This is a genomic window from Kitasatospora sp. NPDC048239 (assembly GCF_043202015.1).
GTDB lineage: Bacteria > Actinomycetota > Actinomycetes > Streptomycetales > Streptomycetaceae > Kitasatospora.
This window is the reverse complement of record NZ_JBICZP010000002.1, coordinates 751,140-774,875: the sequence shown is the minus strand read 5'-3', so window position 1 is coordinate 774,875 and position 23,736 is coordinate 751,140. Positions and strand designations below refer to the sequence as shown.

Genomic DNA, 23,736 nt, shown 5'->3' with positions numbered 1-23,736 from the left:
CTGTTCAGCCCCCGTTGCGCAGCCGCGGGGCGCGCTGGCAGCGGGGGCAGAAGTAGCTGGAGCGGTTCATCCAGGCCGCCCGGCGGATCGCCGTGCCGCAGCGGCGGCAGGGCTCGTGCTCGCGGCCGTAGGCGTCGAGGTCCCGGGAGAAGTAGCCGCTCTCGCCGTTCACATTGACGTAGAGGCTGTCGAAGCTGGTGCCGCCGACGGCGAGCGCGGAGGTCATCACGTCCCGGGCGGCGGCCAGCAGGACGGCGGCCTGGGGGCGGGTGACGGAGGCGGTCGGCCGGTCGTAGTGCAGCCTGGAGCGCCACAGCGCCTCGTCGGCGTAGATGTTGCCGACCCCGCTGATCAGCGTCTGGTCGAGCAGCGCCCGCTTGACCGTGGTGCGCCTGGCCCGCAGCGCGGCCACGAAGACGGCGTCGTCGAAGCGCGGGTCCAGCGGGTCGCGGGCGATGTGTGCGATGGAGACCGGGGTGCCCTCCGGGTCGTCGTCCTCGGCCTCCTCGACCGCCAGGCCGCCGAAGGTCCGCTGGTCGACGAAGCGCAGCTCGCGCCCGCCGTCGGTGAACCGCAGCCGGACCCGCAGGTGCTTCTCGTCGGGCACCGCCGGGTCCTGGACGAGCAGTTGGCCGCTCATCCCGAGGTGGCCGATCAGTGAGAAGCCGCTCCCGGCCGCCGGCCCGGCGGTACCGGAGAGCGGCACCCAGAGGTACTTGCCGCGCCGCTGCGCGGTACCGAGCGTGGAGCCGGTCAGCCGGGCGGCGAAGTCGGCCGCACCGGCGGTCTGGCGGCGCACCGCGCGCGGGTGCAGCACCTGGACGTCGGCGACCGTCCGCCCGGCGACCCAGTTCGCCAGACCGCGGCGGACGACCTCTACCTCGGGAAGTTCGGGCACCTCTACAGCCTCCAGCACGCGGGAACGGGCAGGAGGAAGGGTACTGCGTGCTCAGGCCTTGGCGCCGGGCACCCGGTCGGCGTACTTCTCCTTGATCGCACGCCAGGCGCTCTCGGCGGCCTTCTGCTCGGCTTCCTTCTTCGAGCGGCCGACGCCGCTGCCGAAGTCCTCGCCGGCCACCCGGGCCGCCGCGGTGAAGGTCTTCTCGTGGTCCGGACCGGACTCCTCGACCACGTACTCCGGCACACCGATGCCCACCGAGGCGGTGAGCTCCTGAAGGCTGGTCTTCCAGTCCAGGCCGGCGCCCAGCTGAGAGGACTCCTCGATCAGCGGGTCGAACAACCGGTGGACGAACTCGGTGGCCGCGTCCAGACCCTGGTCCAGGTAGACGGCGCCGATCACGGCCTCGACGGTGTCGGCGAGGATCGACGACTTGTCGCGGCCGCCGGTACCCTCCTCGCCCTTGCCGAGGCGGATGAACGTGCCGAGCTCCAGGCCCCGGCCGACGTCGGCCAGCGCGCGCGAGTTGACCACCGCGGCGCGCAGCTTGGCGAGCGTGCCCTCGGGAACGTCCGGGTGGACGCGGTAGAGGGTGTCGGTCACCACCAGGCCCAGCACCGAGTCGCCGAGGAACTCCAGGCGCTCGTTGGTGGGAAGCCCGCCGTTCTCGTACGCGAACGAGCGGTGGGTCAGGGCACGTACCAGAAGGGCGCGCTCAAGTGTGTACCCGAGGCGCCCTTCCAGAACGTCGTATTCGGTCGAAGCCGGCCCGCCGGCCTTGCCACCATTGCTGGAGGACGACTTGCGGGAGGGGTTACCGTCCGACATCGATCCGTACACCCGCCGATCAGACCGAGAGGACCTGGCGACGGTTGTACGTGCCGCAGCTCGGGCACGCAATGTGGCCGAGCTTCGGCTCGTGGCAGCTGTCGCACGCCACGAGGGCCGGAACGACGGCCTTCCAGTTGGAACGGCGGTGGCGCGTGTTGCTGCGCGACATCTTCCGCTTCGGAACAGCCACGGCTACTTCTCCTGGTTCTCGGCGGCACCCTCACGGGTGTCGCTGTTCTTGATCCCGTCACCCTCGTCGCCGGGGGCGGCGGAGAGTCCCTGCAGAGCCGCCCACCGGGGGTCGGCGGCGTCGTGGTGGTGCGTCGGGTCGTCGCTCAGGCGCGCTCCGCACTCGGAGCACAGGCCCAGGCAGTCGTCCTGGCACACCGGCTGCAGCGGCAGTGCGAGCACCACCGCGTCACGCAGCACCGGCTGGAGGTCGAAGAAGTCGCCCTCCAGGCGGTAAGTCTCTTCCTCCGAGTCCTCGTCGAGGTCCTCGGTCCCGGAGGTCCGGGCGCGCATGCGCTCGTCGGACTCCGGGTAGTAGTACAGCTCCTGGAAGTCCACCTCGAGGTCGTCCTCGACGGGCTCCAGGCACCGCACGCACTCGCCCTCGACGCCGGCCTCGGCGGTGCCGGTGACCAGCACGCCCTCGACCACGGACTCCAGGCGGAGCTCCAGCCGGATCTCGCTCTTCTCCGGTACGCCGATCACATCGATGATCCCGAGGCCCTCGGGGGCCTCCAGAGTCCGGGACACCTTGCGCAGCGAGCCGGGGCGACGACCGAGCTCGTGCGTGTCGAACACGAGGGGGTCGCGGTGGTCGAGGCGGTTCAAGGTGTCCTGACTTCCTGAGAAAACTGATGCGCGGCGCTGCTCATCGGGTGGATGCGCGGGCAGACCGACAGCCCGACACGGAGAGGCCGGAGTGGTCAGACTACCGGAGTCTCCCGCCAGGCCCAACTTCGGCCGGACGCCGCTCCCCGGCCGGGCCCGGATCAGCGGCCGCCGAGCTCCCGCAGCCTGGTCATGTCGATCATGCTGGTGTCGAAGAAGCTGGTCTCGTCCAGACCGGGCTGCTGCGGGGCCTGCGGCGGCACCGCCGGCGGGGCGGTCGGGGCCTGCGGGTAGCCGTAGGCGTCGTACTGCTGCGCCGTGAAGCCCTGCTGCTGCTGCGGGTAGCCGTAGCCGTCCTGCTGGCCGACCGGGTAGCCCTGCTGCTGCGGCTGTTGCTGCTGACCGTAGCCGTACTGGGCGCCGTACGGGTCGGCCTGGCCCGCCGGGTCGAAGCCGCCGCCGTACACCTCGGCGTACTGCCCGCCCTGCTGCTGCTGCGCGGTGGCGGCGTACTGGTCCGTGCCGGGGGCCTGCCAGCCGGCCGCGGCCGGGGTCTGCTCCGGCCAGGTCTGCTGCTGCGGCACCTCCTCGCGGTACCACGGCACCTCCTCGCCGTCCGGGTCCGCGGCGAAGCCGGCCGCGACCGCCTCGGCGCGGTTCTTGGCCTGCTGGGCCTGGTCCGCGGCGGCCAGGTAGGCGCCCAGCTCGTCGATCGGGGCCTTGCCGAGCAGCTTGTCGCGGCCCTTGCCGACGGCCTCCAGCGTCTTGCCGAGGACGGTCTCCAGGGTGGCGAGCTTCACATCGACGTACTCGTCGACCTCGGGGCTCGGGCTGATCCGCTGCGGCTGGAACTCCTCGCCGTCGCTCTCGCCGCCGAAGTCGGTCTCGAAGACGCCGGCGTCGCCGCGCAGCTTGATGCGCCCGCGGCCGACCGAGCCCAGCGTCTTGGTCAGCACCACCTCGAAGTTGGCGAGCTTGCTGTCCACGTAGTCGTCGGCCTCGGCCAGCTTGGCCTCCACCTCGGCCCGCGCCTCCGCGAGGATCCGGTCCGCCTCGGCCTGGGCCCGGCGCACCACCTCGGTGTCGGAGATCAGCGAACCGCGCTCGGCGTGCGCGCCGTGGATGATGCGCTCGGCCTCGGCCTGGGCGTCGGCCACCACCTGCTCGTGGTCGGCCATCACCGACTGCGCCTGGGCCAGCTCGGCGGGCAGCGCCGCCCTCAGGTCCTGGAGCAGTCCGACCAGCTCGGCTCGGTTCACCACGCAGGAGGCCGACATGGGCATCGAGCGGGCGTTCTCGACGGCCGCGACGATCTGGTCGACCTTGTTCTGCACGTCCACGGGGCTTCGTCTTTCCGTGTGCCGCCGACGGTCCGGCGGAGGCAGGCCCGGCGCGATGGACCTCACCGCAGGGCAGGAATACAGACTGTACGGCCCCTGCGCGGCGAGGTCACAACGCTCGGACCGACCCGGCCGCCCCGCCCCGGGACAAGCCGTGACGAACCGGCAGAAACGGACTCGGCGGCCTACTGCGCCCTGCGCTCCGCGATCCGCTTGACCAGCCGGTCGTGCACCACCTCCGGCAGCAGGTGCGAGACGTCGCCCCCGTACGAGGCGACCTCCTTGACCAGCGTGGACGACAGGAAGCTGTACGTCGGCGAGGTCGGCAGGAAGAGCGTCTCGACGCCGGTCAGCCCGTGGTTCATCTGGGCCATCTGCAACTCGTAGTCGAAGTCGCTGACGGCCCGCAGCCCCTTGACGATCGCGGGGATGTCGCGCTCCCGGCAGAAGTCCACCAGCAGGCCGAGGTGCGACTCGACCACGATGTTCCCGTACTGGGCGGTGGTCTCCTCGATCAGCGCGATCCGCTCCTCGATGGTGAACATGCCCTGCTTGTTCCGGTTGACCGCGACCGCGACGTGCACCACGTCGTAGAGCTTCGAGGCCCGCTCGATGATGTCGAGGTGACCGTTGGTGATCGGGTCGAACGATCCGGGACAGACGGCGCGACGCATGGCGTGAATGCTCCCTCGTGGGGTGACGACAGCTGCGGGCCGCGGCCCGCTACGGGTGTTGGCGGGCCTCGGCGGCGGCGCGACCGTACCAGAGCGTGCCCTCGCCGTAGCGACGCGAGCGCAACACGTCGAAGCCCTCGGGCCAGCCGAACTCGCCGCCTCGCGTGCTGCGCTCCACGGTGACGAGTGCGTCGTCCGCGAGCCAGCCCCCGGCCAGGAGTGTGATCAGCATCTCGCGCAGCTCGTCGTCGGTGACGGCGTAGGGCGGGTCGAGAAAGACCAGGTCGTACGGGGTCTCCGGGGCGGGGCCGGCGATCACCTTCTCGGCCCGGGCCGCCTTGAGCTCCGCTCCCGGCAGGCCGAGCGTCCGCACGTTCTCCCGGATCACCCGGGCCGCCTGGCCGTCCGCCTCGACCAGCAGGACGTGCTCGGCGCCGCGCGACAGCGCCTCCAGGCCGACCGCGCCCGATCCGCCGAACAGGTCGAGCATCCGGGCCCCGTGGATCGTGCCGCGCAACGCCTCCAGGGTGGAGAACATCGCCTCGCGGGCCTTGTCGGAGGTCGGGCGGGTGCCCCGGCCGGGCGGTACGGCCAGTCGGCGGCCGCCGGCCGCCCCGGCGATCACGCGGGTCATGGTGGTGGGAGGTCCTTTCGTCGCTGCCCGACCACGCTATACGGCCACCACCCCGCCGGCAGACCGGCGGGGTGGGAAGCCTCTTTCCTCAGGCGCTCGGCTCGCCTCCGGGCCGCTCGCCGGGGTTACTCGCCAGCCGCCTGGGGGGCCGGGGCGGCGGCGCCGAGCAGGGCCGGCGAGGCGTAGCGGGACCAGGACAGGCAGCCGTCGGGCGGGCAGTACTCGGGGCGGCGCGGGTCGTGGCCGAGCTCGCGCAGCTTGGTGCGGACGGAGTCGGGGGTGCGGCCGAAGCGGGCGGCGATCCGGGCGACGGTCTCGCTGTCGTGGAAGCGCCGGACCAGCTCCTCCTCGTGCTGCGGCACCCAGGGGGCGCCGTGGCCGGGGTAGAGCTCGCGCAGGACGTCACGGTCGGGGATGGGCTCGGAGACATCGGCGACGATCGCCAGGGCCCGCAGCGCGCGGTTGAGCGCGATCCGCAGCGAGGCGACGTCCTCGACCGGCAGCCGGAGCTTGCCGGAGGCGAGGGGCGCGGCGGCGGCCCCCTCGCGCCAGCCGGTCAGGGTGAGGGTGACCTCGCGGTCGTCGTCGCTGGCGAGTTCGATCCGGAAGACCTTGTCGCCGAGCGGGAGCTCGTTGAGATGACGGAATGCCATGGCAGGACCCCCAAGTGTCGTGCCAGGTACGCACCTTGGGGGTGCGCCCTGAACAACTACATTCTCTCGCGGGGGTCTGACAATCGGGCCCTCCGAGGCTGCCCGATCCCGGGGCTCAGCCCTTCTCCATGTAGGCCGCGCGGTCCTCGTCGATCAGGCTCTCCAGCACGGTGCGCAGCTCCGGGTGGGTGGCCAGCTCCGGGTCCTCGGCGACCAGCCGGGTGGCCTCGGCCCTGGCGGTGACGATGACCTCCTCGTCCTCCAGCACCGAGAGCACCTTGAGCGAGGACTTGACCCCCGACTGCGCCTGGCCCAGCACGTCGCCCTCGCGGCGCTGTTCGAGGTCGATCCGGGAGAGCTGGAAGCCGTCCAGCGTGCCGGCCACCGCCTCCAGCCGGGCCCGGGCGGCACTGCCCGCGGGCATGTCGCTGACCAGCAGGCAGAGCCCGGCCGCGCTGCCGCGCCCGACCCGGCCGCGCAGCTGGTGCAGCTGGGAGACGCCGAAGCGGTCCGCGTCCATGATCACCATGGCGGTGGAGTTGGGCACGTTGACGCCGACCTCGATCACCGTGGTGGCCACCAGGACGTCCACCTCGCCGCCCGCGAACCGGCGCATCACCTCGTCCTTGGCCTCGGGCGCCAGCCGCCCGTGCAGGATCTCCACCCGCAGCCCGGCCAGCGGGCCCTTCAGCAGCATCTCGGCGGTCTCCACCACCGAGAGCGGCGGCCGGCGCTCGTCGCTGTCGGCGCCGACGTCCTCCAGGTCCGCGCCGGCCGCGGCCTTGCGCCGCTTCTTCGGGTCGGCGGGCTCCTCGTCCCCGATCCGGGGGCAGACCACGTACGCCTGGTGGCCCTTGCCCACCTCCTCGCGGACCCGCTCCCAGGCCCTGGCAAGGAAGTTGGGCTTCTCCACGGCCGGGACGACATGGGTGGAGATCGGCGAGCGGCCGGCCGGCAGCTGGTCCAGCACCGACGTCTCCAAGTCCCCGAAGACGGTCATCGCGACGGTCCGCGGGATCGGGGTGGCCGTCATCACCAGCAGGTGCGGCGGCTGTTCGCCCTTGGCCCGCAGCGCGTCCCGCTGCTCGACGCCGAAGCGGTGCTGCTCGTCCACCACGACCAGGCCGAGGTCCTGGAACTGCACCCTGTCCTCGATCAGCGCGTGCGTGCCGATCGCGATCCCCGCGTCCCCGCAGGCCATGTCCAGCAGCGCCTGGCGGCGAGCCGGGACGCCCATCGAGCCGGTCAGCAGCGCCACCTTGGTACCGAGGTCCGAACCGCCGAGCATGCCGCCCTCGGCGAGGTCCCCCATCATCTCGACGATCGAGCGGTGGTGCTGCTGGGCCAGCACCTCGGTGGGCGCCAGCAGGACGGCCTGGCCGCCCGCGTCGACGGCGACCAGCATGGCGCGCAGCGCGACGAGGGTCTTGCCGGAGCCGACCTCGCCCTGGAGCAGCCGGTGCATCGGGTGCTCGCCCGCGAGGTCGGCGAAGATCTCGGTGGAGACGGCCTGCTGGCCCTCGGTGAGGGTGAACGGCAGCCGCTCGTCGAAGGCGTCCAGCACGCCGCCGGCCCGGCGCGGGCGGGGCTTGGCGGGCAGCGCGGAGTCGGCCGCCCGGCGCTGGGCGAGGGCGACCTGGAGGACGAAGGCCTCGTCCCAGCGCAGCCGGCTCTGGGCGCGCTCGCGGTCCGCCTGGCCGCGCGGGCGGTGGATCAGCTCCAGCGCCTCGGGCAGCGGGATCAGGTCGTGCCGCTCGCGCAGGTCGGCGGGCAGCGGCTCACCGACGTCGGACAGGTGCTTGGTGAGCGCCGTCTCGATGCAGATGGACAGCTTCCAACTGGGCATCTGGGAGCTGGCGCCGTACACCGGGATGAGCCGGCCGGCGAACTGCTGCGCGGCCTCGGAGCCGGCCTCCTCGTCGAGCAGCTGGTAGTCCGGCGAGACGAGTTGGCGGGTGCGGTTGAAGACCCCGACCTTGCCCGCGAACAGGCCCTGGGCGCCGGACCGCAGCTCCTTCTGCCGCCAGCCCTGGTTGAAGAACACCAGGGAGAGCCGGCTGCGGCCGTCGGTGACGACGACCTCCAGGCGGTCGCCCTTGCGGCCGCGGAACGGGATCAGGGTGACCTTCTCGATCCGGGCCAGCACGGTGACGTGCTCGTCGATCTCCAGCTCGTCCAGGCTGGTGAGCTGGCCGCGTTCGACGTAGCGGCGCGGGTAGTGGTGCAGCAGGTCCCCGACCGTGCGCAGCTTGAGGCTGTCGGCGAGCACCTTCGCGGTGCGGTCGCCGACGAGCTTGGTCAGTGGTTCGTCGAGAGCGCCCATCACCGCCCTGTTTACACCACCGGGCCGACAGTCCGGGCGCTACTCCACCCCGATGAGCAGCGGCGCGGACTCCTGGCCGCCGTGGAAGACCACCGCGTCCACCTCGGGCCGCCGGTGCCGGGCGTGCGCGACCAGCCCCTCGGCCAGGCCCTCGGGTGCGCCCTCGCCGAGGATCAGGGTGACGAGTTCACCGCCCGCGCCGAGCATCCGGTCGAGCACGCTCGTGCCGACCTCGGCCAGCCCGGCGCCGATCACCGCGACGTCCCCGTCGATCAGCCCGAGCACGTCCCCGGCCTGGCAGACCCCGGCCATCGTCCAGGACTCCCCCTCGGCGAAGGCGAGTTCGGCGTACCGGGTGGCGCCGGCGGCCGAGGTCATGGCGACCACGTCCTCGTCGAAGCGCCGGCCGGTCTCGTGGACGGCGAGCGCGGCCAGGCCCTGGACCGGCGAGCGGGTGGGCAGCACGGCGATCCGCACGCCCTCCTCGCGCAGCTGGTCGGCGGCGGCCCCGGCGGCGGCCCGCAGTTCGGGGTCGTTGAGCAGCAGCACGACCTCGCGGGCGGCGGACCGTCGGACGGCGGCGGCGAGTTCGGCGCTGGCCGGCGGGCGGTCCGGGTCGGCGTGCAGGACGACGGCGCCGGCCTGTTCGCAGAGTTCGGCCAGGCCCGTGCCGGAGACCACGGAGAGCACCGCGCGGGTGCGCTCCTCCCGCTCGCCCCGCTCGTCGGCGGTCCCGGAGCGGGCGGCGGCCTCGGCGAAGTGGGTGATCCGGATCTGGTGCGGCCGCCCGGCCCCGACCCCGGCCTCGACGGCGGCGCCCGCGTCGTCCACGTGCACGTGGACGTTCCACAGGCCGTCGCCGCCGCCGACCACCAGGGAGTCGCCGAGTTCCGCCAGCCGGGCGCGCAGCGCGGGCAGCGCCTCGTCGGGGGCGTCCAGCAGGTAGATCACCTCGAACGCGGGGTGGCCGGGGCCGGGCGGCCGCACGTGCCCCTCGCAGCTCTCCGCGATCCGCACGTCCCCGCGCAGCGCGACCGGGCCCATCGGCTGGTGCCCTGCGACGGCGTCGGCGAGCGCGCCGAGGACGGCGACCAGGCCGCGTCCGCCGGCGTCCACCACCCCGGCCTCGGCGAGCACGGCGAGCTGCTCGGGGGTGTGCCGCAGCGCGTCCCGGGCGGCCCGGTAGGCGGTGTCGGCGACCTGGGCGAGGCCGCCCCCGGCCCGGACGGCCTCCCGGGCGGCGACCCGGGCGACGGTCAGCAGCGTCCCCTCGACGGGCTCGGCGACGGCCTGGTAGGCGGAGTCGGAGGCCCGCTGGAGGGCGGCCCGCAGCTGGTCGGCGCCGCCGCCCTCGGCGAGCGTCTCGGCGGTGCCGCGCAGCCACTGGGCGAGGATCACGCCGGAGTTGCCGCGGGCGCCGATCAGCGCGCCGCGGGCCATCGCCCGGGCGGCCTCGGCGAGCCCGGGTGCGGCGCCCCCGACCGGATCGGTGAAGCGGGTCTCGACCGCGGCGGCGGCGGACTCCACGGTCAGGTAGAGGTTGGTGCCGGTGTCGCCGTCGGGGACGGGGTAGACGTTGAGTGCGTCGATCTCCTCGCGGGCCTGGCCGAGCGCGCGCAGGGCCAGCTGGCACCAGGTGCGCACGGCCGGGGCGTCGAGCGTGTGCAGCACCAGGTCTCCTCCGGATGGGACGCCGCGATGGCCTCAGGATGAACGGCGAGGGGTGATACCGGCAGGTTATCGGGGGCCGCGGGCGGGTGCGGGGGGCGGCGAGCGCAGCGATCACCTGCGCGGTCGTGGTAGTTTCGTTGAACGGAAGCAAGCGTTGTATGCTCTTCCGGTTGCCTGGAACAGTCCAGGCTCACCCCATTAGTCCAGTCTGGTTCACGTGAGTGCTCCGGTGGGTTGGCGGGGTTTTCGAACGTAAATGATCTGAAGTCTTGGAGTGACTCCTGTGGCTGCCAACTGCGACGTCTGCGGCAAGGGGCCGGGCTTCGGCAACAGCATCTCCCACTCTCACCGCCGTACCCCCCGTCGTTGGAACCCCAACATTCAGACGGTGCGCGCTGTGATTGGGCGGACGCCGAAGCGGCTCAACGTCTGCACCTCGTGCATCAAGGCCGGTAAGGTCTCGCGCTGACGCGCAGACCGGTAAGCCGGTCCTCCAGTAAGCCGGTTCATCCTCGGATGGGCCGGCTTCCTGTTTTTCCTTCCGCGCCTGCGCACCTCCGGTGCCTTCCGCGCCTTCCTGGGCGGGCCCTCGGGCCCGCCCAGGGCCGTTCTCAGCGCCAGCGCCAGGCGTGGTCGACCGGTCCGATCCCGGCGCCCAGCGCGAACCCGCCGGCGATGGCGCCGGTGATGTACTCCTTGGCGGAGGCCACCGCCCCGGGCAGCGGCTCGCCCTTGGCCAGCCCGGCGGCGATCGCGCTGGCCAGTGTGCAGCCGGTGCCGTGGGTGTGCCGGTTGTCGTAGCGGGGGGCCCGGTACCAGTACTCCTGGCCCGCGCCGCCGTAGAGCAGATCGGCGGCCTCGCCCTCCAGGTGTCCGCCCTTCACCAGAACCCAGCGCGGCCCGAGGTCGAGCAGCGCCTTCGCCGCGTCGAGCATCTGTGACTCGTCCTCGACGGTGCGGCCCGTGAGCTGCGTCACCTCGTGCAGGTTGGGGGTGGCGAGGGTGGCGACGGGCAGCAGCCGCTCCCGGACGGTCGCGACGGCCTCGGCGGCCAGCAGCGCGTCCCCGTGCTTGGAGACCCCGACCGGGTCGACCACCACCGGCGCGGACACCCCGGCCAGCAGCTCGGAGACGGTCTCCACCAGTTCGATCGAGGCGAGCATGCCGGTCTTCACGGCCTGGACGCCGATGTCGTCCACCACGCTGCGGAACTGCGCCCGGACGGCCTCGGCGGGCAGCTCCCAGTAGCCCTGGACACCGAGCGAGTTCTGCGCGGTGACGGCGGTGATCACGCTCATGCCGTGGACGCCGAGGGCGAGCATCGCCTTCAGGTCGGCCTGGATGCCGGCGCCGCCGCCGGAGTCCGATCCGGCGACGGTGAGCACGCGGGGAGGCGCGAGGGAGGGGCCGCGCGAAGCGTGGCCGCCGGGGGCGGGGGTGGGCGACGGGAGAGCCATGGGGCCAAACCTACCCGGGCCGGTTCAGAGCACGGCTTCGGATTCCACCCAGCGGTCCTGCGGCACGGTCTTGAGGCGGGTGACGGCCTCCGCGACCGGCACCAGCTCGATCTCGTTGCCGCGCAGCGCGGTGAAGTGGCCGAACGCCCCCTTGTGGACGGCCTCCACGGCGTGCCAGCCGAACCGGGTGGCGAGCACCCGGTCGCGGGCGGTGGGGGTGCCGCCGCGCTGGGTGTGACCGAGGATGACCGGCCGGGCCTCCTTGCCGAGCAGGTTCTCCAGCTCGTGGGCGAGCCGGTTGCCGATCCCGCCGAAGGTCCGGTGGCCGAACCGGTCGACCTCGCCGTGGTCGAAGCGCATGGTGCCGGGCAGCGGGGCGGCACCCTCGGCGACGGCGATGATGGCGAACTTCTTGCCCCGGGAGAAGCGGTCCTCGACCATCCGGGCCACCGCCTCGATATCGAAGGGCTTCTCCGGGATCAGGATGCCGTGGGCGCCACCCGCCATGCCGGCGGTGAGGGTGATCCAGCCGGTGTGCCGGCCCATCAACTCCACCACCATCACGCGCTGGTGGGACTCGGCGGTGGTCTTCAGCCGGTCGATCGCGTCGGTCGCGACGTGCACGGCGGTGTCGAAGCCGAAGGTGACGTCGGTGGCGTCGATGTCGTTGTCGATGGTCTTCGGCACCCCGACCACCGGCAGCCCGGCGTCGCTGAACATCTTGGCGGCGGTCAGCGTGCCCTCGCCGCCGATCGCGATCAGCGCGTCGATGCCGATGTTGCCGGCCAGCGTCCGCGCGTTGTCCACCGCCCAGGCGATCCGGTCGCGCTGGACCCGGGCCGAGCCGAGGATGGTGCCGCCGAGGGTGAGCAGTCCGGTGACGTCGTCGTGCGAGACCGGCCGGGTGCGGCCCTCGATCAGACCGAGGAAGCCGTCCTCGATCCCGACGATCTCGTCACCGTGCACATCGGTGCCCCGGTGCACCACCGAACGGATCACCGCGTTGAGGCCGGGGCAGTCGCCGCCGCTGGTCAGGACACCGATGCGCATGGTGGCTGTGCTCTCCTGCTCCGCCGTGGTTCAGACCACCTGCCCGGACAAACCGGGCAGGCTCAGGTGACCGCAAGCCTACGCGGTCACCGCCCTGGGACGGCGTCACGTCCACGGCCCGGACGTCACTCGGCGAAGTGGTCCCAGCCCGCGGCGCGGTCCCAGGCCTCGCCGTCCACCGTGACCCGGCCGCCGCGCCGGCCGCTGGGCCGACCGGTCACCTCGCCCACCACCCGCCAGCGGGCGGGCAGTTGGATCCCGCGCGGGAAGGTCGCCACGATCGCGTGGTCCTCGCCGCCGGAGAGCACCCAGACCAGCGGGTCCACCCCGACCGCCTGGCCGATGTCGGCCATCTGGGCCGGGACGTCGAAGTCGGCCGCCTTCAGGTCGATGTCCACCGCGCTGGCCCGGGCGACGTGGCCGAGGTCGGCGACCAGCCCGTCGCTCACGTCGATCATCGCGGTGGCGCCCAACTCCGCACCGGCCGGGCCCGCGTGGTACGGCGGCTCGGGTCGGCGGTGCGCCTCCACGAAGGCCCGCGGGGAGCGGAAGCCGCGCTGCAGCACCGTCAGTCCGGCCGCGGACCAGCCGAGCCAGCCGGTCACCGCGACCACGTCGCCCACCTGGGCACCGGCGCGGGTCACCGGCGCGCGCCCCTGGAGGTCCCCGAGCGCCGTGATGGCCAGGGTGATGGTGTCGCCGCGCACCACGTCGCCGCCGACCACCGTCGCGCCGGCCACCTGGCACTCGTCGCGCAGCCCGTCCATCAGCTCGGTGGCCCAGGTGGTGGGCAGGTCGGCGGGGGCGACCAGGCCGAGCAGTATCGCGGTCGGCACCGCGCCCATCGCGGCCACGTCGGCGAGGTTCTGCGCGGCGGCCTTGCGGCCCACGTCGTACGCGGTGGACCAGTCCCGGCGGAAGTGCCGGCCCTCGATCAACACGTCTGTGGTCGCCACCACCCGGCCGTCCGGCGCCTTCACCACGGCGGCGTCGTCACCCGGGCCCAGGTCGACCGCATCGGTGAGCGGTACCCGGGCGGTCAGCTCCCTGATGAGTCCGAACTCGCCCAGCTCACCCACGGTCCCCTGCATCTGCCGTCCTCTCGCGTCTTCCAACGTTTCAAACCCGACGTCTGCGGGCAGTCCGCTCCCCCGCGCGCAGCGTACGCCCTCCGGTGGTGCAGAGGTCTCCCCTCCCCGCCCCACCGCGCGGTAGCGTGGTGATCAGACTGCCGGTGAGCCCGTTTCCCACCCCGGGAGCCGCCCGGGTGATCACGGCGGCGTTCCTCCGTACCCCAGCCGCCGGGAGGCCCCCGTGGTACAGGCATACATCCTGATCCAGACCGAGGTCGGCAAGGCCACCGCCGTGGCCGAGTCCATCTCCAAGATCCAAGGCGTGCTCCAGGCCGAGGACGTGACCGGGCCCTACGACGTGATCGTCCGCGCCGAGGCCGAGACGGTGGACGACCTCGGCCGTCTGGTCGTCGCGAAGGTCCAGCAGGTCGAGGGCATCACCCGCACCCTCACCTGTCCGGTGGTCCACCTGTAAGCCCCGGCTACCATCGGCGGGTGGCCCGAGAACTGCGCGTCCCCCGCTTCCTGGCGGCACTGCCGGCCCCCGTCCGATGGCTGGCCCTGCCGCTCGCGCTGACCTGCACCGTGGTGGTGCTGGTCGGCAGCTGGGGCGCGCCCGAGCAGATCGAGGTACCGCAGCCCAACGCGCGCCAGGCCGAGTACTGCCGCGCGCTGAACGCCGCGCTGCCGCCGACCCTGCTCGGCCACCCGCGCCGGGACCCTTCACCGGTCTCGCCGCTGGTGGCGGCCTGGGACAGCACCCCTCGCATCGTGCTGCGCTGCGGCGTGCCGCACCCGGAGGGGCTGACCGAGGAGCGCCAGCAGGAGATCTCGCCCACCGTCAACGACGTCACCTGGTGGCCGGAGCAGCTGACCGACGGCGGCTACCGCTTCACCGCCACCCAGCGCGCCGTCTTCGTCGAGGTGACCGTCCCCGGCGGGGCGACCGCCAACCCGCTGGACGCGGCGGCCTCGCTCTCCGACGCGGTGAAGGCCGCCATCCCCTGACGCGGCGACCCGCGGCGACGGCGGTCCGCGACGACACGGAAGGAGGGCGGGCCGGGATTACCCGGCCCGCCCTCCTTCGAACAGGTCCTAGCGCAGGCCGGTGGAGCGGCGCAGCGCGGTCTGGAGCAGCCGGTCGATCAGCTCCGGGTAGGCGAGGCCGGTGGCCTCCCACATCTTCGGGAAGGCCGAGATCGGCGTGAACCCGGGCATGGTGTTGATCTCGTTGATCATCCAGCTGCCGTCGTCCAGCAGGAAGAAGTCGACCCGGGCCAGGCCCTCGCAGCCGAGCGCCTCGAAGGCGGCGATCGCCTGGCGGCGGATCTCGGCGGTCTCCTCGGCGGAGAGCTCCGCCGGGATCCGCACCTCGGAGGAGTCGATGTACTTGGCCTCGAAGTCGTAGAACTCGTAGCCGCCGCCGACCAGCACCTCGGCCGGGACGCTGGCGCGCGGGCCGTCCTCGAACTCCAGGACCCCGCACTCGATCTCGCGGCCGGAGACGCCCGCCTCGATGATCAGCTTGGGATCGTGCCGACGGGCCTCCTCGATCGCGGCGTCGAGGTCGGCGAGGTCCTTGACCTTGGTGATGCCCATGCTGGACCCGGCCCGGCAGGGCTTCACGAACAGCGGCAGCCCGAGCTCCGCGACCCGCTCGCGCACCGCGGTGCGGCCGGCCTCGCTCTCCCACTCGCGCGGGCGGACCACCGTGTACCGGCCCACGCCCAGGCCGTGCGAGGCCAGGACGCGCTTGGTGAACTCCTTGTCCATGCCGACCGCGCTGGAGAGCACGCCGTTGCCGACGTACGGCACTCCGGAGAGCTCCAGCAGGCCCTGCAGGGTGCCGTCCTCGCCCCACGGACCGTGCAGCAGCGGGAACACCACGTCGACCTCGCCGAGCACCTTGGGGGCGGCCCCCGGCTCGCTCCAGACCACCTCGCGGCTGCCCGGGCCGACCGGCAGGACCACCTGGCCCTCGACGGCCTCGGCGACGTGGGCGACGTCCGGCAGCCGGCCGTCGGTGATGGCCATCCGGGACGGCTCGTCACTCACCAGCGCCCAGCGGCCCTCGTGGGTGATGCCGATCGGCAGCACGTCGTACTTCTCGCGGTCGATCGACCTGAGCACACTGCCCGCGGTGGTGACCGAGATGGCGTGCTCGGAGCTGCGTCCGCCGAAGACGAGCGCTACGCGCGGCTTCGCGGACCGGTTCGGGGAGGACTGTTCGATGCTCATATCGGGTTTGAGACTACCGTGCGAGCTGTTTCCGGAAAGTCACCCGGCGCTGTGATTCGCCGGTGCTCTTCCGGGCCGCCCGGAGCCGGCGCCGCCCCACTCGGTCGCGCTGGGTGCCGTCTCAGCCGGCGCCGTCCCGCTGGGTTCCGTCCCGCTGGGTTCCGTCCCGCTGGGTTCCGTCCCGCTGGGTTCCGTCCCGGTCAGTGCCGCTCCGACTTGGCCGAGCGCGACATCAGCGCCTGCAGCGCCTCCTGGGTGGGCCGGCCGTTGTGCACCACGTCCACCACGGCCTCGACGATCGGCATGTCGACGCCGCTGCGCCGGGCCAGGTCGAGCACCGACTCGCAGGACTTGACGCCCTCCGCGGTCTGCCGGGTGGCCGCGATGGTCTCCGCCAGCGACATCCCCCGGCCCAGGTTGGTGCCGAAGGTGTGGTTGCGCGACAGCGGGGAGGAGCAGGTGGCCACCAGGTCGCCCATCCCGGCGAGCCCGGCGAAGGTGTAGGGGTCGGCGCCGAGCGCCAGCCCCAGCCGGGTGGTCTCGGCCAGCCCGCGGGTGATCAGCGTCGCCTTGGTGTTGTCACCGAGCCCCATGCCGTCGGCCATGCCGACCGCCAGGCCGATGACGTTCTTCACCGCGCCGCCGAGCTCGCAGCCGATCACGTCGGTGTTGGTGTACGGGCGGAAGTACGGGGTGTGGCAGGCCGCCTGGAGCCGCTTGGCGACCGCCTCGTCGGTGCAGGCGACCACACTTGCGGCAGGCTGCCGGTTGGCGATCTCGCGGGCCAGGTTGGGCCCGCTGACCACCGCCACCCGGTCCGCGGCGACCTTGCCGACCTCCGCGATGACCTCGCTCATCCGCTTCGCGGTGCCGAGCTCGATGCCCTTCATCAGGCTGACCAGCACCGTCTGCGGTTCGATCAGCGACGCCCAGGCCGCCAGGTTCTCGCGCAGCGTCTGCGAGGGCACCGCGAGCACCGCGAAGTCGGCCCCGGCCAGCGCCTGCGCCGGGTCCAGGGTGGCCCGGATCGAGGCCGGCAGCGGGACGTCCGGCAGGTAGTCCGGGTTGACGTGGGTGGTGTGGATCGCGTCCACCAGCTCCCAGCGGCGACCCCAGAGGGTGACCTCGCAACCGGCGTCGGCCAGCACCATCGCGAACGCGGTCCCCCAGGAACCCGTTCCGAACACGGCGCATCGGGTCACTTGCCGACCTCCTCGGTACCGCTGTCGCGCGAGCCGGCGGCCCGCTGCCGCTCGGCCGCGGCCGCCGTGGCCCGGTCGCGGGCCGCCGTCCGCATGTCGTAGCGCTCGGCCGGCGGCTCCTCGCCGCGGACCTCGGCCAGGACGGCGGTGATCGCCGCCATGATGTCCTCGGTGGCGTCCCTGAGCACCTGAGCGGTCAGCTCCTGGCCCTGGTACTTGCTGAGGTCCACCGCCGGCCCCGCCGTCACCGTCACCTTGTGCCGCGGGAAGAGGTTGAACCGGCCCTTGCCGGATCCGCCCCTGCCGTAGGGCGGGATGATCTCGTGCGCACCCCAGTGCGCCACCGGGATGACCGGGGCGCCCGTCATCAGCGCCACCCGGGCCACCCCGCTCTTGCCGGTCATCGGCCACAGGTCGGGATCCCGGGTGAGCGTGCCCTCCGGGTAGAACTGCACGCACTGGCCGCCGTTGACGGCGTCGATCGCCGAGCGGAACGCCTGCGCCGCGTCGGTCGACTCCCGGAACACCGGGATCTGGCCGGTCTTGCGGAGCATGAACCCGATGAACGGCACCGAGAACAGCGAGGACTTGCCGAGGATCCGCGGCGGCCGCCCGCTGTTGTACTGCCAGTGCGCGTAGACCAGCGGGTCGATGATCGAGTTGTGGTTGACCGCGGTGATGAAGCCGCCCTCCTGCGGAAGGTGCTCCCAGCCCCGCCAGTCGGGCTTCACCAGCGCGGTCGTCACCGGCTTCACCAGCACGGCCGCGAAGCGGTACCAGATGCCGTAGTCGGCGTTGCCGAAGCTGGCGTACGAGCGGCGGGCCACCCCAGGTCCTCCTCATCCGGTGCGGCACGTGGGGTGCCGCAGTCCTAGCCTCCCGGCGCCGCGCACCGGGGACGGTGCCCGGGCCCGGGCGCGGAACAGTCTCGCCCGATCGCTCATCGGCTGTCGAGCAGCCCCGCCAGCCGGACGGGCAGGCGTGATCAAACGCACGTCCGCACAGTTCGGACGGCCTGGCGAGGGTTCCGGGACCGGCGTCACAATGACGCCGATGACCCAGGACACCGTACGCCCCAGCGGGCCCGTCGCGCCCCCCGCACCCACCGCCGGCTGGTCGCTGGTGCTGCCGCTCAAGCCGCTCGCCGTGGCGAAGTCCCGGCTGGCCCCGTTCGCCGGGCCGCACCGGGCGGACCTGGCGCTCTCCTTCGCCCTCGACACCGTCACCGCCGCGCTGGCCACCCCGGGCGTGTCCCGGGTCCTGGTGGTCACCCGGGACGCCGAGGCCGGCGCGCGGCTGGCCGCGCTCGGCGCGGTCGTGGTCGCCGACGAACCCGGCGGGGGCCTCAACCACGCGCTGGCGCACGGCGCGGCGGCCGCGCTGGTACTCGACCCGCGCGCGCCCTTGGCCGCGCTCTCCGCCGACCTGCCCGCGCTGCGGCCGGCCGAACTGGCCCGGGTGCTGGCCGCCGTACCGCCGAGCGGCCGGGCCTTCCTGGCCGACTCCCCCGGTCTGGGCACCACCCTGCTGGCCTGCACCCCCGGCAGCCCGCTCTCCCCCGCGTTCGGGGACGGCTCCCGGACCCGGCACGCGGCCGGCGGCGCCCGCGAACTGCGCCTGGACGGTGTGGAGTCGGTGCGCCGGGACGTCGACACCGGGACGGACCTCGCCGAGGCCCTCGCCCTCGGGGTGGGCCCGCACACGGCCGCCGCCTCGGACCGGCTCGGCCGGCCGCCGGAGGCCCGCCGACCCGCACGGTGAGATGCCGCCGGGACTGTCGGACCCGCTCGCTATGCTGCTTTCATGCAGGCCACCTCGTTCACCTTCGACCCCGCCACCCGGGCCGGCTCCGTGCTGCTCGACGACGGGACGCCGGTCCCGTTCGACGCGGACGCCTTCGACGCCGGCGGCCTGCGGCTGCTGCGCCCCGGCCAGCGGGTGCGGATCCGCACCGAGGGCACCGGCGAGGCCCGCCGGGTGGTCTTCGTGACGCTGCAGACCTTCCCCGACCCGGCCGACGCGGTCTGACGCCCCTCCCGGCGCCGCTCCCCGGCGCTGCGCGGAGGCTGCGGACGCCGTTGGCCGGGCGACCGCCCCAGGTGACCGGAGGCCTCCGGTCACCGACCGAGCGCCCGGAAAGCAGAAGAGCCGTGGCGGCCCGGTCGCCCGGAATTCCGGGAGAGGGTGCCGCCACGGCTCTGGAAAACCGCCCGTTACTACTTCGCGGTGGTCTTGCGCGCGGTGGTCTTGCGGGTGGTGGTCTTCTTCGCCGGAGCCGTCTTCTTGGCCGTGGTGGCCTTCTTGGCGGCGGTGGCCGTGGTCTTCTTGGCGGCGGCCGTGGTGGTCGCCTTCTTGGCGGCGGCCGTCTTCTTCGACGCGGCGGCCTTGGTCGCAGCGGCCGTGGTGGTCTTCTTGGCGGCGGCGGCCGTGGTCTTCTTGGTCGCGGTCGCCTTCTTGGCGGCGGTGGCCGTGGTCTTCTTGGCGGCGGCCGTGGTGGTCGCCTTCTTGGCGGCGGCCTTCTTGGTCGCGGCGGCGGCCGGAGCGGCGGCGGCGGCCGAGGCGGCACGCTTGGTGGCGGCGCGCTTGGCGGCCGGGGTCGCGGCGACACCGCTCTTGCCCGGGGTGAGGGAGCCCTTGGGGGCCTTCTTGACCGACGGGCCCTCCTTCGGCAGCTTCTTGCTGCCGCTGACCAGGTCCTTGAAGCCCTGGCCGGGACGGAAGCGGGGCACCGAGGTCTTCTTGACCTTGACCTTCTCGCCGGTCTGCGGGTTGCGGGCGAAGCGCGCAGAGCGCTCCACCTTCTCAAAGGTGCCGAAACCGGTGACCGACACCCGGTCACCCGCCACAACGGCACGCACCATGGTGTCGAGCACTGCGTCGACGGCCTCTGCGGCAGCCTTGCGACCGCCCAGCTGCTCGGCCACCGCTTCGACAAGCTGAGCCTTGTTCACGTCTTCCCCTTCGGAAACGGGCGCCGGATGATTCCATCCGTTCATTTCGCACGTTAGGTATGTATCTGCGGACTTTCAATTACCAAACGCGCGAATCACCCTAGTGTCGCAATGGATTTGCGCGTCGGCGACCTCAGTCGACGGGCGGGCGCCCCTCGTCGAGGTCCTGCACAAAGCGACTCAACCGCCGTGCCGCCCCCGGAAGATCGCGCTTGGCGGTCTCGGTGACGATCAGCAGTTGACGGGTGAGAGCGGTCTTTGCATCGGCAGACACGTTCAGCGCATGCACGCGGGCGTGAGCTTGCTTCAACCGCTCGGCCACAAGCGCGTAGAGCGCTGCGACTTCCGGGTCGTCCAGCCCCTCAGCAGCTGAGGTGGCGGCGTCCGGCCGGTCGTCAATTCGGCGTTCGGCTCCCCGGCCCGTGGACTCCGGTGACGCGGGTTCGCCGCCCGCGTACGGAGGTTCATGGTGCCGGTGCATGTACTGATTGTGCCATCTACCCGCAGTTGTGCTTGCCCGGGCCCCTCTGCGGCAATGCCAAATCGGCAATCGGGGTCCGGTTGCGGACCCGAACTCCGGCTCCGCAACGGCGGATGGCCCGCCCCCCCGAGGGGGGAGGCGGGCCATCCGGCGGAACGTCAGAATGCTTGTTCTCAACGGACTCCCGGTGAACCGGGCGATCCGCGGGAACCGGCGCCGGACTCTCAGGCCACCGGGAGCGTACGCGGCTTGAAGGACGGCCGGGTCGCCTCGAAAGCCGCGATGTCGGACTCGTTCTGCAGGGTGATGCTGATGTCGTCCAGGCCGTTCAACAGCCGCCAACGGACGTTGTCATCCAGCTCGAAGGCGGCCGTGACGCCCTCGGCGCGCACCTCGCGGGACTCCAGGTCGACGGTGATCTCGGCGGTCGGGTCGGCCTCGGTGAGCTCCCACAGCCGCTCCACCGTCTCCTGCGGCAGCACGACCGTGAGCAGGCCGTTCTTCAGCGAGTTGCCACGGAAGATGTCGGCGAAGCGGGAGGAGATCACGGCGTGGAAACCGTAGTTCTGGAGCGCCCAGACGGCGTGCTCCCGGGAGGAGCCGGTGCCGAACTCGGGGCCGGCCACCAGGACCGTGGCGCCCGCCCGCTCGGGGCGGTTGAGGATGAACGACTCGTCCTTGCGCCAGGCCTCGAACAGCCCGCCCTCGAAACCGGAACGGGTGACCTTCTTCAGCCAGTGGGCCGGGATGATCTGGTCGGTGTCGACGTTGCTGCGGCGCAGCGGGACGGCCCGGCCGGTGTGGGTGGTGAACTTCTCCATGCTGCTCAGGCCTCCACAGCGACGTTGGACGGGAGATCGACGGGCGCGGCCAGTCGGCCGAGCACCGCGGTCGCGGCTGCGACCTGCGGGGAGACCAGGTGGGTACGGCCGCCCTTGCCCTGCCTGCCCTCGAAGTTGCGGTTCGAGGTGGAGGCGCAGCGCTCGCCGGGGGCCAGCTGGTCGGGGTTCATGCCCAGGCACATCGAGCAGCCCGCGTGGCGCCATTCGGCGCCGGCCGCGGTGAACACCTTGTCCAGGCCCTCCTCGACGGCCTGCAGGGCGACCCGGACGGAGCCGGGGACGACCAGCATCCGTACCCGGTCGGCGATCCGGCGGCCCTCCAGGATGGCGGCGGCGGCGCGCAGGTCCTCGATCCGGCCGTTGGTGCAGGAGCCGACGAAGACGGCGTCGACCTCGACCTCGCGCAGCGGGGTGCCGGCCTCCAGGCCCATGTACGCCAGGGCGTTCTCGGCGGCGGTCCGCTCCTGCGGGTCGGCGAAGGACGCCGGGTCCGGGACGTTCGCGCCGAGCGGGGCGCCCTGGCCCGGGTTGGTGCCCCAGGTGACGAACGGGGTCAGCTCGCTCGCGTCGATGAGGATCTCGTGGTCGAAGACCGCGTCCTCGTCGGTGACCAGGGTCTTCCAGTAGGCGACCGCGGCGTCCCAGTCCTCGCCCGCGGGGGCGTGCGGGCGGCCCTCCAGGTAGTCGAAGGTGGTCTGGTCGGGGGCGATCATGCCGGCCCGGGCACCCGCCTCGATGGACATGTTGCAGACGGTCATCCGGGCCTCCATGGAGAGGCTGCGGATGGCCGAGCCGCGGTACTCCAGGACGTAGCCCTGGCCGCCGCCGGTGCCGATCTTCGTGATGACGGCCAGGATCAGGTCCTTGGCGGTGACGCCCTCGGGCAGTTCGCCCTCGACCGTGATCGCCATGGTCCGGAAGGGGGCCAGCGGCAGGGTCTGGGTGGCCAGCACGTGCTCGACCTGGCTGGTGCCGATACCGAACGCCAGGGCGCCGAAGGCGCCGTGGGTGGAGGTGTGAGAGTCCCCACAGACCACGGTGGTGCCGGGCTGGGTCAGGCCCAGCTGCGGGCCGACCACGTGCACGACGCCCTGCTCGACATCGCCCAGGGAGTGGATCCGGACGCCGAACTCGGCGGCGTTCCGGCGCAGCGTCTCAAGCTGCACCTTGGAGACCGGGTCGGCGATCGGCTTGTCGATGTCCAGGGTCGGGGTGTTGTGGTCCTCGGTGGCGATCGTGAGATCGGTACGGCGGACCGGGCGGCCGGCCAGTCGCAGGCCGTCGAAGGCCTGCGGACTGGTCACCTCGTGGAGCAGGTGCAGGTCGATGAAGAGCAGGTCGGGCTCGCCCTCCGCGCGCCGCACGACGTGGTCGTCCCAGACCTTCTCTGCGAGTGTCCGTCCCATCGGATTCCCTCCAGCCGGCCGCGTTGCCGGCCTTCTCTTGTCGTCGAGGTCAGTGCTTTCGCCGCCCTGTGAGGCACGCGTCGCGCGACCTGCACGCCGGATCGGTGTCCACGATGCGGACGCCTTGTCGAGGCCGCATCCTGGATGTCTCCCGGGCTGCTGCATCCAGAGTGGCGCTTTTCGCGGAAGATTGAACTTGCGTCTCGCGGAATGAGACTGCAGTCTTAGGGCATGGACAACTCTAGCGGCGTCGGCGTTCTCGACAAGGCCGCTCTGGTGCTGAGCGCACTGGAGTCGGGCCCCGCCACGTTGGCGGGGCTGGTCGCCGCCACCGGTCTGGCGCGGCCCACGGCCCACCGGCTCGCCGTCGCACTCGAACACCACCGACTGGTCACCAGGGACATGCAGGGCCGGTTCATCCTCGGCCCCCGTCTCTCCGAACTCTCCGCCGCGGCGGGCGAGGACCGGCTGCTCGCCACCGCGGGCCCGGTCCTGACCCACCTGCGCGACGTCACCGGCGAGAGCGCACAGCTCTACCGCCGACAGGGCGAGATGCGGATCTGCGTCGCCGCCGCCGAGCGGCTCTCCGGTCTGCGGGACACCGTCCCGGTCGGCAGCACCCTGCCGATGAAGGCCGGCTCGGCCGCCCAGGTCCTGCTCGCCTGGGAGGAGCCCGAGCGCCTCCACCGCGGCCTGCAGGGCGCCCGGTTCACCGCGACCGCGCTGAGCGGTGTCCGGCGGCGCGGCTGGGCGCAGTCGATCGGCGAGCGCGAGCCGGGCGTGGCCTCCGTCTCGGCCCCGGTACGCGGCCCCTCCAACCGCGTGGTGGCCGCCGTCTCGGTCTCCGGTCCGATCGAGCGCCTGACCCGCCACCCGGGCCGACTGCACGCCCAGGCCATCATCGAGGCCGCCAACCGGCTCACCGAGGCCCTCCGCCGCGGCTGACACCCTCCTCCCCCGAAACCGGAAAGGGCCCGCTCACCTCGTGAGCGGGCCCTTTCCGGGAGAAAGCCGGGAAATGCAAAAAAGCCCCGGTGACCGGGGCTTCCTTCTTTACTGGCTGGGGTACCAGGACTCGAACCTAGACTAAATGAACCAGAATCACTCGTGCTGCCAATTACACCATACCCCAACAAAGCATCGAGCCGATGGGCACGCCTCTCACAAGGACACAG

General features: G+C 72.6%; 26 protein-coding genes and 1 tRNA gene. 6 read left to right on the top strand and 21 right to left on the bottom strand.

The genetic code is table 11. The features are described from left to right. Positions 1-4: 4 nt before the first annotated feature. From mutM to ACGFZP_RS07435, 10 genes are all read right to left on the bottom strand, one after another. Positions 5-898 carry a bifunctional DNA-formamidopyrimidine glycosylase/DNA-(apurinic or apyrimidinic site) lyase gene (gene mutM, locus ACGFZP_RS07480; RefSeq protein WP_392929521.1) on the bottom strand — a complete coding sequence of 298 codons (894 nt, stop codon included), beginning with the start codon at positions 896-898 and terminating at the stop codon, positions 5-7. A gap of 51 nt (positions 899-949) precedes the next feature. Further along, positions 950-1,726, bottom strand: a complete 777-nt coding sequence (gene rnc, locus ACGFZP_RS07475) for a ribonuclease III (protein ID WP_392929519.1) — start codon at positions 1,724-1,726, stop codon at positions 950-952. Positions 1,727-1,745: 19 nt separating this feature from the next. Continuing rightward, positions 1,746-1,919 (bottom strand): 50S ribosomal protein L32, encoded by a 174-nt coding sequence (rpmF, locus tag ACGFZP_RS07470; protein ID WP_188303282.1) that lies wholly within the window; start codon positions 1,917-1,919, stop codon positions 1,746-1,748. Positions 1,920-1,921: 2 nt separating this feature from the next. Beyond that, positions 1,922-2,566, bottom strand: coding sequence for a YceD family protein (locus ACGFZP_RS07465; RefSeq protein WP_392929517.1), 645 nt, complete (start codon positions 2,564-2,566; stop codon positions 1,922-1,924). 161 nt (positions 2,567-2,727) lie between these two features. Next, positions 2,728-3,906 carry a cell division initiation protein gene (locus tag ACGFZP_RS07460; RefSeq protein ID WP_392929515.1) on the bottom strand — a complete coding sequence of 393 codons (1,179 nt, stop codon included), beginning with the start codon at positions 3,904-3,906 and terminating at the stop codon, positions 2,728-2,730. Between the two features lie 185 nt (positions 3,907-4,091). Then, a complete protein-coding gene (coaD, locus tag ACGFZP_RS07455; protein WP_392929514.1) occupies positions 4,092-4,580 on the bottom strand; it encodes a pantetheine-phosphate adenylyltransferase in 489 nt (162 codons plus the stop codon). A gap of 49 nt (positions 4,581-4,629) precedes the next feature. Further along, the gene (rsmD, locus tag ACGFZP_RS07450) at positions 4,630-5,214 is read right to left on the bottom strand and encodes a 16S rRNA (guanine(966)-N(2))-methyltransferase RsmD (protein WP_392929512.1); all 585 of its coding nucleotides are present in this window, start codon (positions 5,212-5,214) and stop codon (positions 4,630-4,632) included. Between the two features lie 125 nt (positions 5,215-5,339). Beyond that, a complete protein-coding gene (locus ACGFZP_RS07445; RefSeq protein ID WP_392929511.1) occupies positions 5,340-5,867 on the bottom strand; it encodes a hypothetical protein in 528 nt (175 codons plus the stop codon). 115 nt (positions 5,868-5,982) lie between these two features. Beyond that, positions 5,983-8,190 (bottom strand): ATP-dependent DNA helicase RecG, encoded by a 2,208-nt coding sequence (gene recG, locus ACGFZP_RS07440; protein ID WP_392929509.1) that lies wholly within the window; start codon positions 8,188-8,190, stop codon positions 5,983-5,985. 39 nt (positions 8,191-8,229) lie between these two features. Further along, positions 8,230-9,861, bottom strand: coding sequence for a DAK2 domain-containing protein (locus ACGFZP_RS07435; protein WP_392929506.1), 1,632 nt, complete (start codon positions 9,859-9,861; stop codon positions 8,230-8,232). 283 nt (positions 9,862-10,144) lie between these two features. Between ACGFZP_RS07435 and rpmB the strand changes: the two genes are divergently transcribed. Further along, positions 10,145-10,330, top strand: coding sequence for a 50S ribosomal protein L28 (gene rpmB, locus ACGFZP_RS07430; protein ID WP_014138233.1), 186 nt, complete (start codon positions 10,145-10,147; stop codon positions 10,328-10,330). A 142-nt stretch (positions 10,331-10,472) separates the two neighbouring features. Here the strand turns inward: rpmB and thiD are convergent, their stop codons facing one another. The 3 genes from thiD to ACGFZP_RS07415 form a co-directional block, all read right to left on the bottom strand. After that, the gene (gene thiD / locus ACGFZP_RS07425; RefSeq protein ID WP_392929505.1) at positions 10,473-11,318 is read right to left on the bottom strand and encodes a bifunctional hydroxymethylpyrimidine kinase/phosphomethylpyrimidine kinase; all 846 of its coding nucleotides are present in this window, start codon (positions 11,316-11,318) and stop codon (positions 10,473-10,475) included. A gap of 24 nt (positions 11,319-11,342) precedes the next feature. Further along, entirely contained in the window at positions 11,343-12,368 is a 1,026-nt protein-coding gene (locus ACGFZP_RS07420) for a 6-phosphofructokinase (protein WP_392929504.1), read from the bottom strand. 125 nt (positions 12,369-12,493) lie between these two features. Beyond that, positions 12,494-13,459 (bottom strand): thiamine-phosphate kinase, encoded by a 966-nt coding sequence (locus tag ACGFZP_RS07415; protein WP_392929502.1) that lies wholly within the window; start codon positions 13,457-13,459, stop codon positions 12,494-12,496. Positions 13,460-13,682: 223 nt separating this feature from the next. On the opposite strand from ACGFZP_RS07415, the gene ACGFZP_RS07410 reads away from it, so the two are divergent. Next, a complete protein-coding gene (locus tag ACGFZP_RS07410) occupies positions 13,683-13,916 on the top strand; it encodes an Lrp/AsnC family transcriptional regulator (protein ID WP_387950233.1) in 234 nt (77 codons plus the stop codon). Between the two features lie 20 nt (positions 13,917-13,936). After that, a complete protein-coding gene (locus ACGFZP_RS07405; protein WP_392929500.1) occupies positions 13,937-14,449 on the top strand; it encodes a DUF3515 domain-containing protein in 513 nt (170 codons plus the stop codon). 87 nt (positions 14,450-14,536) lie between these two features. Here the strand turns inward: ACGFZP_RS07405 and ACGFZP_RS07400 are convergent, their stop codons facing one another. From ACGFZP_RS07400 to ACGFZP_RS07390, 3 genes are all read right to left on the bottom strand, one after another. Further along, positions 14,537-15,679, bottom strand: a complete 1,143-nt coding sequence (locus tag ACGFZP_RS07400) for a D-alanine--D-alanine ligase family protein (protein WP_392929498.1) — start codon at positions 15,677-15,679, stop codon at positions 14,537-14,539. Positions 15,680-15,879: 200 nt separating this feature from the next. Further along, a complete protein-coding gene (locus ACGFZP_RS07395) occupies positions 15,880-16,881 on the bottom strand; it encodes an NAD(P)H-dependent glycerol-3-phosphate dehydrogenase (RefSeq protein WP_392929496.1) in 1,002 nt (333 codons plus the stop codon). Continuing rightward, positions 16,878-17,708: a lysophospholipid acyltransferase family protein gene (locus ACGFZP_RS07390; protein WP_392929495.1), complete on the bottom strand. Its 831-nt coding sequence runs from the start codon at positions 17,706-17,708 to the stop codon at positions 16,878-16,880. Before ACGFZP_RS07390 ends, ACGFZP_RS07395 begins: the two co-directional genes overlap by 4 nt. A 226-nt stretch (positions 17,709-17,934) precedes the next feature. On the opposite strand from ACGFZP_RS07390, the gene cofC reads away from it, so the two are divergent. Beyond that, positions 17,935-18,642 (top strand): 2-phospho-L-lactate guanylyltransferase, encoded by a 708-nt coding sequence (gene cofC, locus ACGFZP_RS07385; protein ID WP_392929493.1) that lies wholly within the window; start codon positions 17,935-17,937, stop codon positions 18,640-18,642. A gap of 42 nt (positions 18,643-18,684) precedes the next feature. Next, positions 18,685-18,909 carry a hypothetical protein gene (locus ACGFZP_RS07380; protein ID WP_392929492.1) on the top strand — a complete coding sequence of 75 codons (225 nt, stop codon included), beginning with the start codon at positions 18,685-18,687 and terminating at the stop codon, positions 18,907-18,909. Between the two features lie 188 nt (positions 18,910-19,097). Here the strand turns inward: ACGFZP_RS07380 and ACGFZP_RS07375 are convergent, their stop codons facing one another. The 4 genes from ACGFZP_RS07375 to leuC all read right to left on the bottom strand — a co-directional run bounded on the left by ACGFZP_RS07375 (position 19,098) and on the right by leuC (position 22,561). Next, entirely contained in the window at positions 19,098-19,832 is a 735-nt protein-coding gene (locus tag ACGFZP_RS07375) for an HU family DNA-binding protein (protein WP_392929490.1), read from the bottom strand. Positions 19,833-19,965: 133 nt separating this feature from the next. Next, positions 19,966-20,190 carry a hypothetical protein gene (locus ACGFZP_RS07370; protein ID WP_392929686.1) on the bottom strand — a complete coding sequence of 75 codons (225 nt, stop codon included), beginning with the start codon at positions 20,188-20,190 and terminating at the stop codon, positions 19,966-19,968. A 347-nt stretch (positions 20,191-20,537) separates the two neighbouring features. Further along, positions 20,538-21,134, bottom strand: a complete 597-nt coding sequence (gene leuD, locus ACGFZP_RS07365) for a 3-isopropylmalate dehydratase small subunit (RefSeq protein ID WP_392929488.1) — start codon at positions 21,132-21,134, stop codon at positions 20,538-20,540. 5 nt (positions 21,135-21,139) lie between these two features. Then, a complete protein-coding gene (leuC, locus tag ACGFZP_RS07360; protein ID WP_392929487.1) occupies positions 21,140-22,561 on the bottom strand; it encodes a 3-isopropylmalate dehydratase large subunit in 1,422 nt (473 codons plus the stop codon). Between the two features lie 231 nt (positions 22,562-22,792). On the opposite strand from leuC, the gene ndgR reads away from it, so the two are divergent. Next, the gene (ndgR, locus tag ACGFZP_RS07355) at positions 22,793-23,506 is read left to right on the top strand and encodes an IclR family transcriptional regulator NdgR (RefSeq protein ID WP_148642806.1); all 714 of its coding nucleotides are present in this window, start codon (positions 22,793-22,795) and stop codon (positions 23,504-23,506) included. Between the two features lie 112 nt (positions 23,507-23,618). Here the strand turns inward: ndgR and ACGFZP_RS07350 are convergent. After that, a tRNA-Gln gene (locus tag ACGFZP_RS07350) sits at positions 23,619-23,693 on the bottom strand. Positions 23,694-23,736 lie beyond the last annotated feature (43 nt).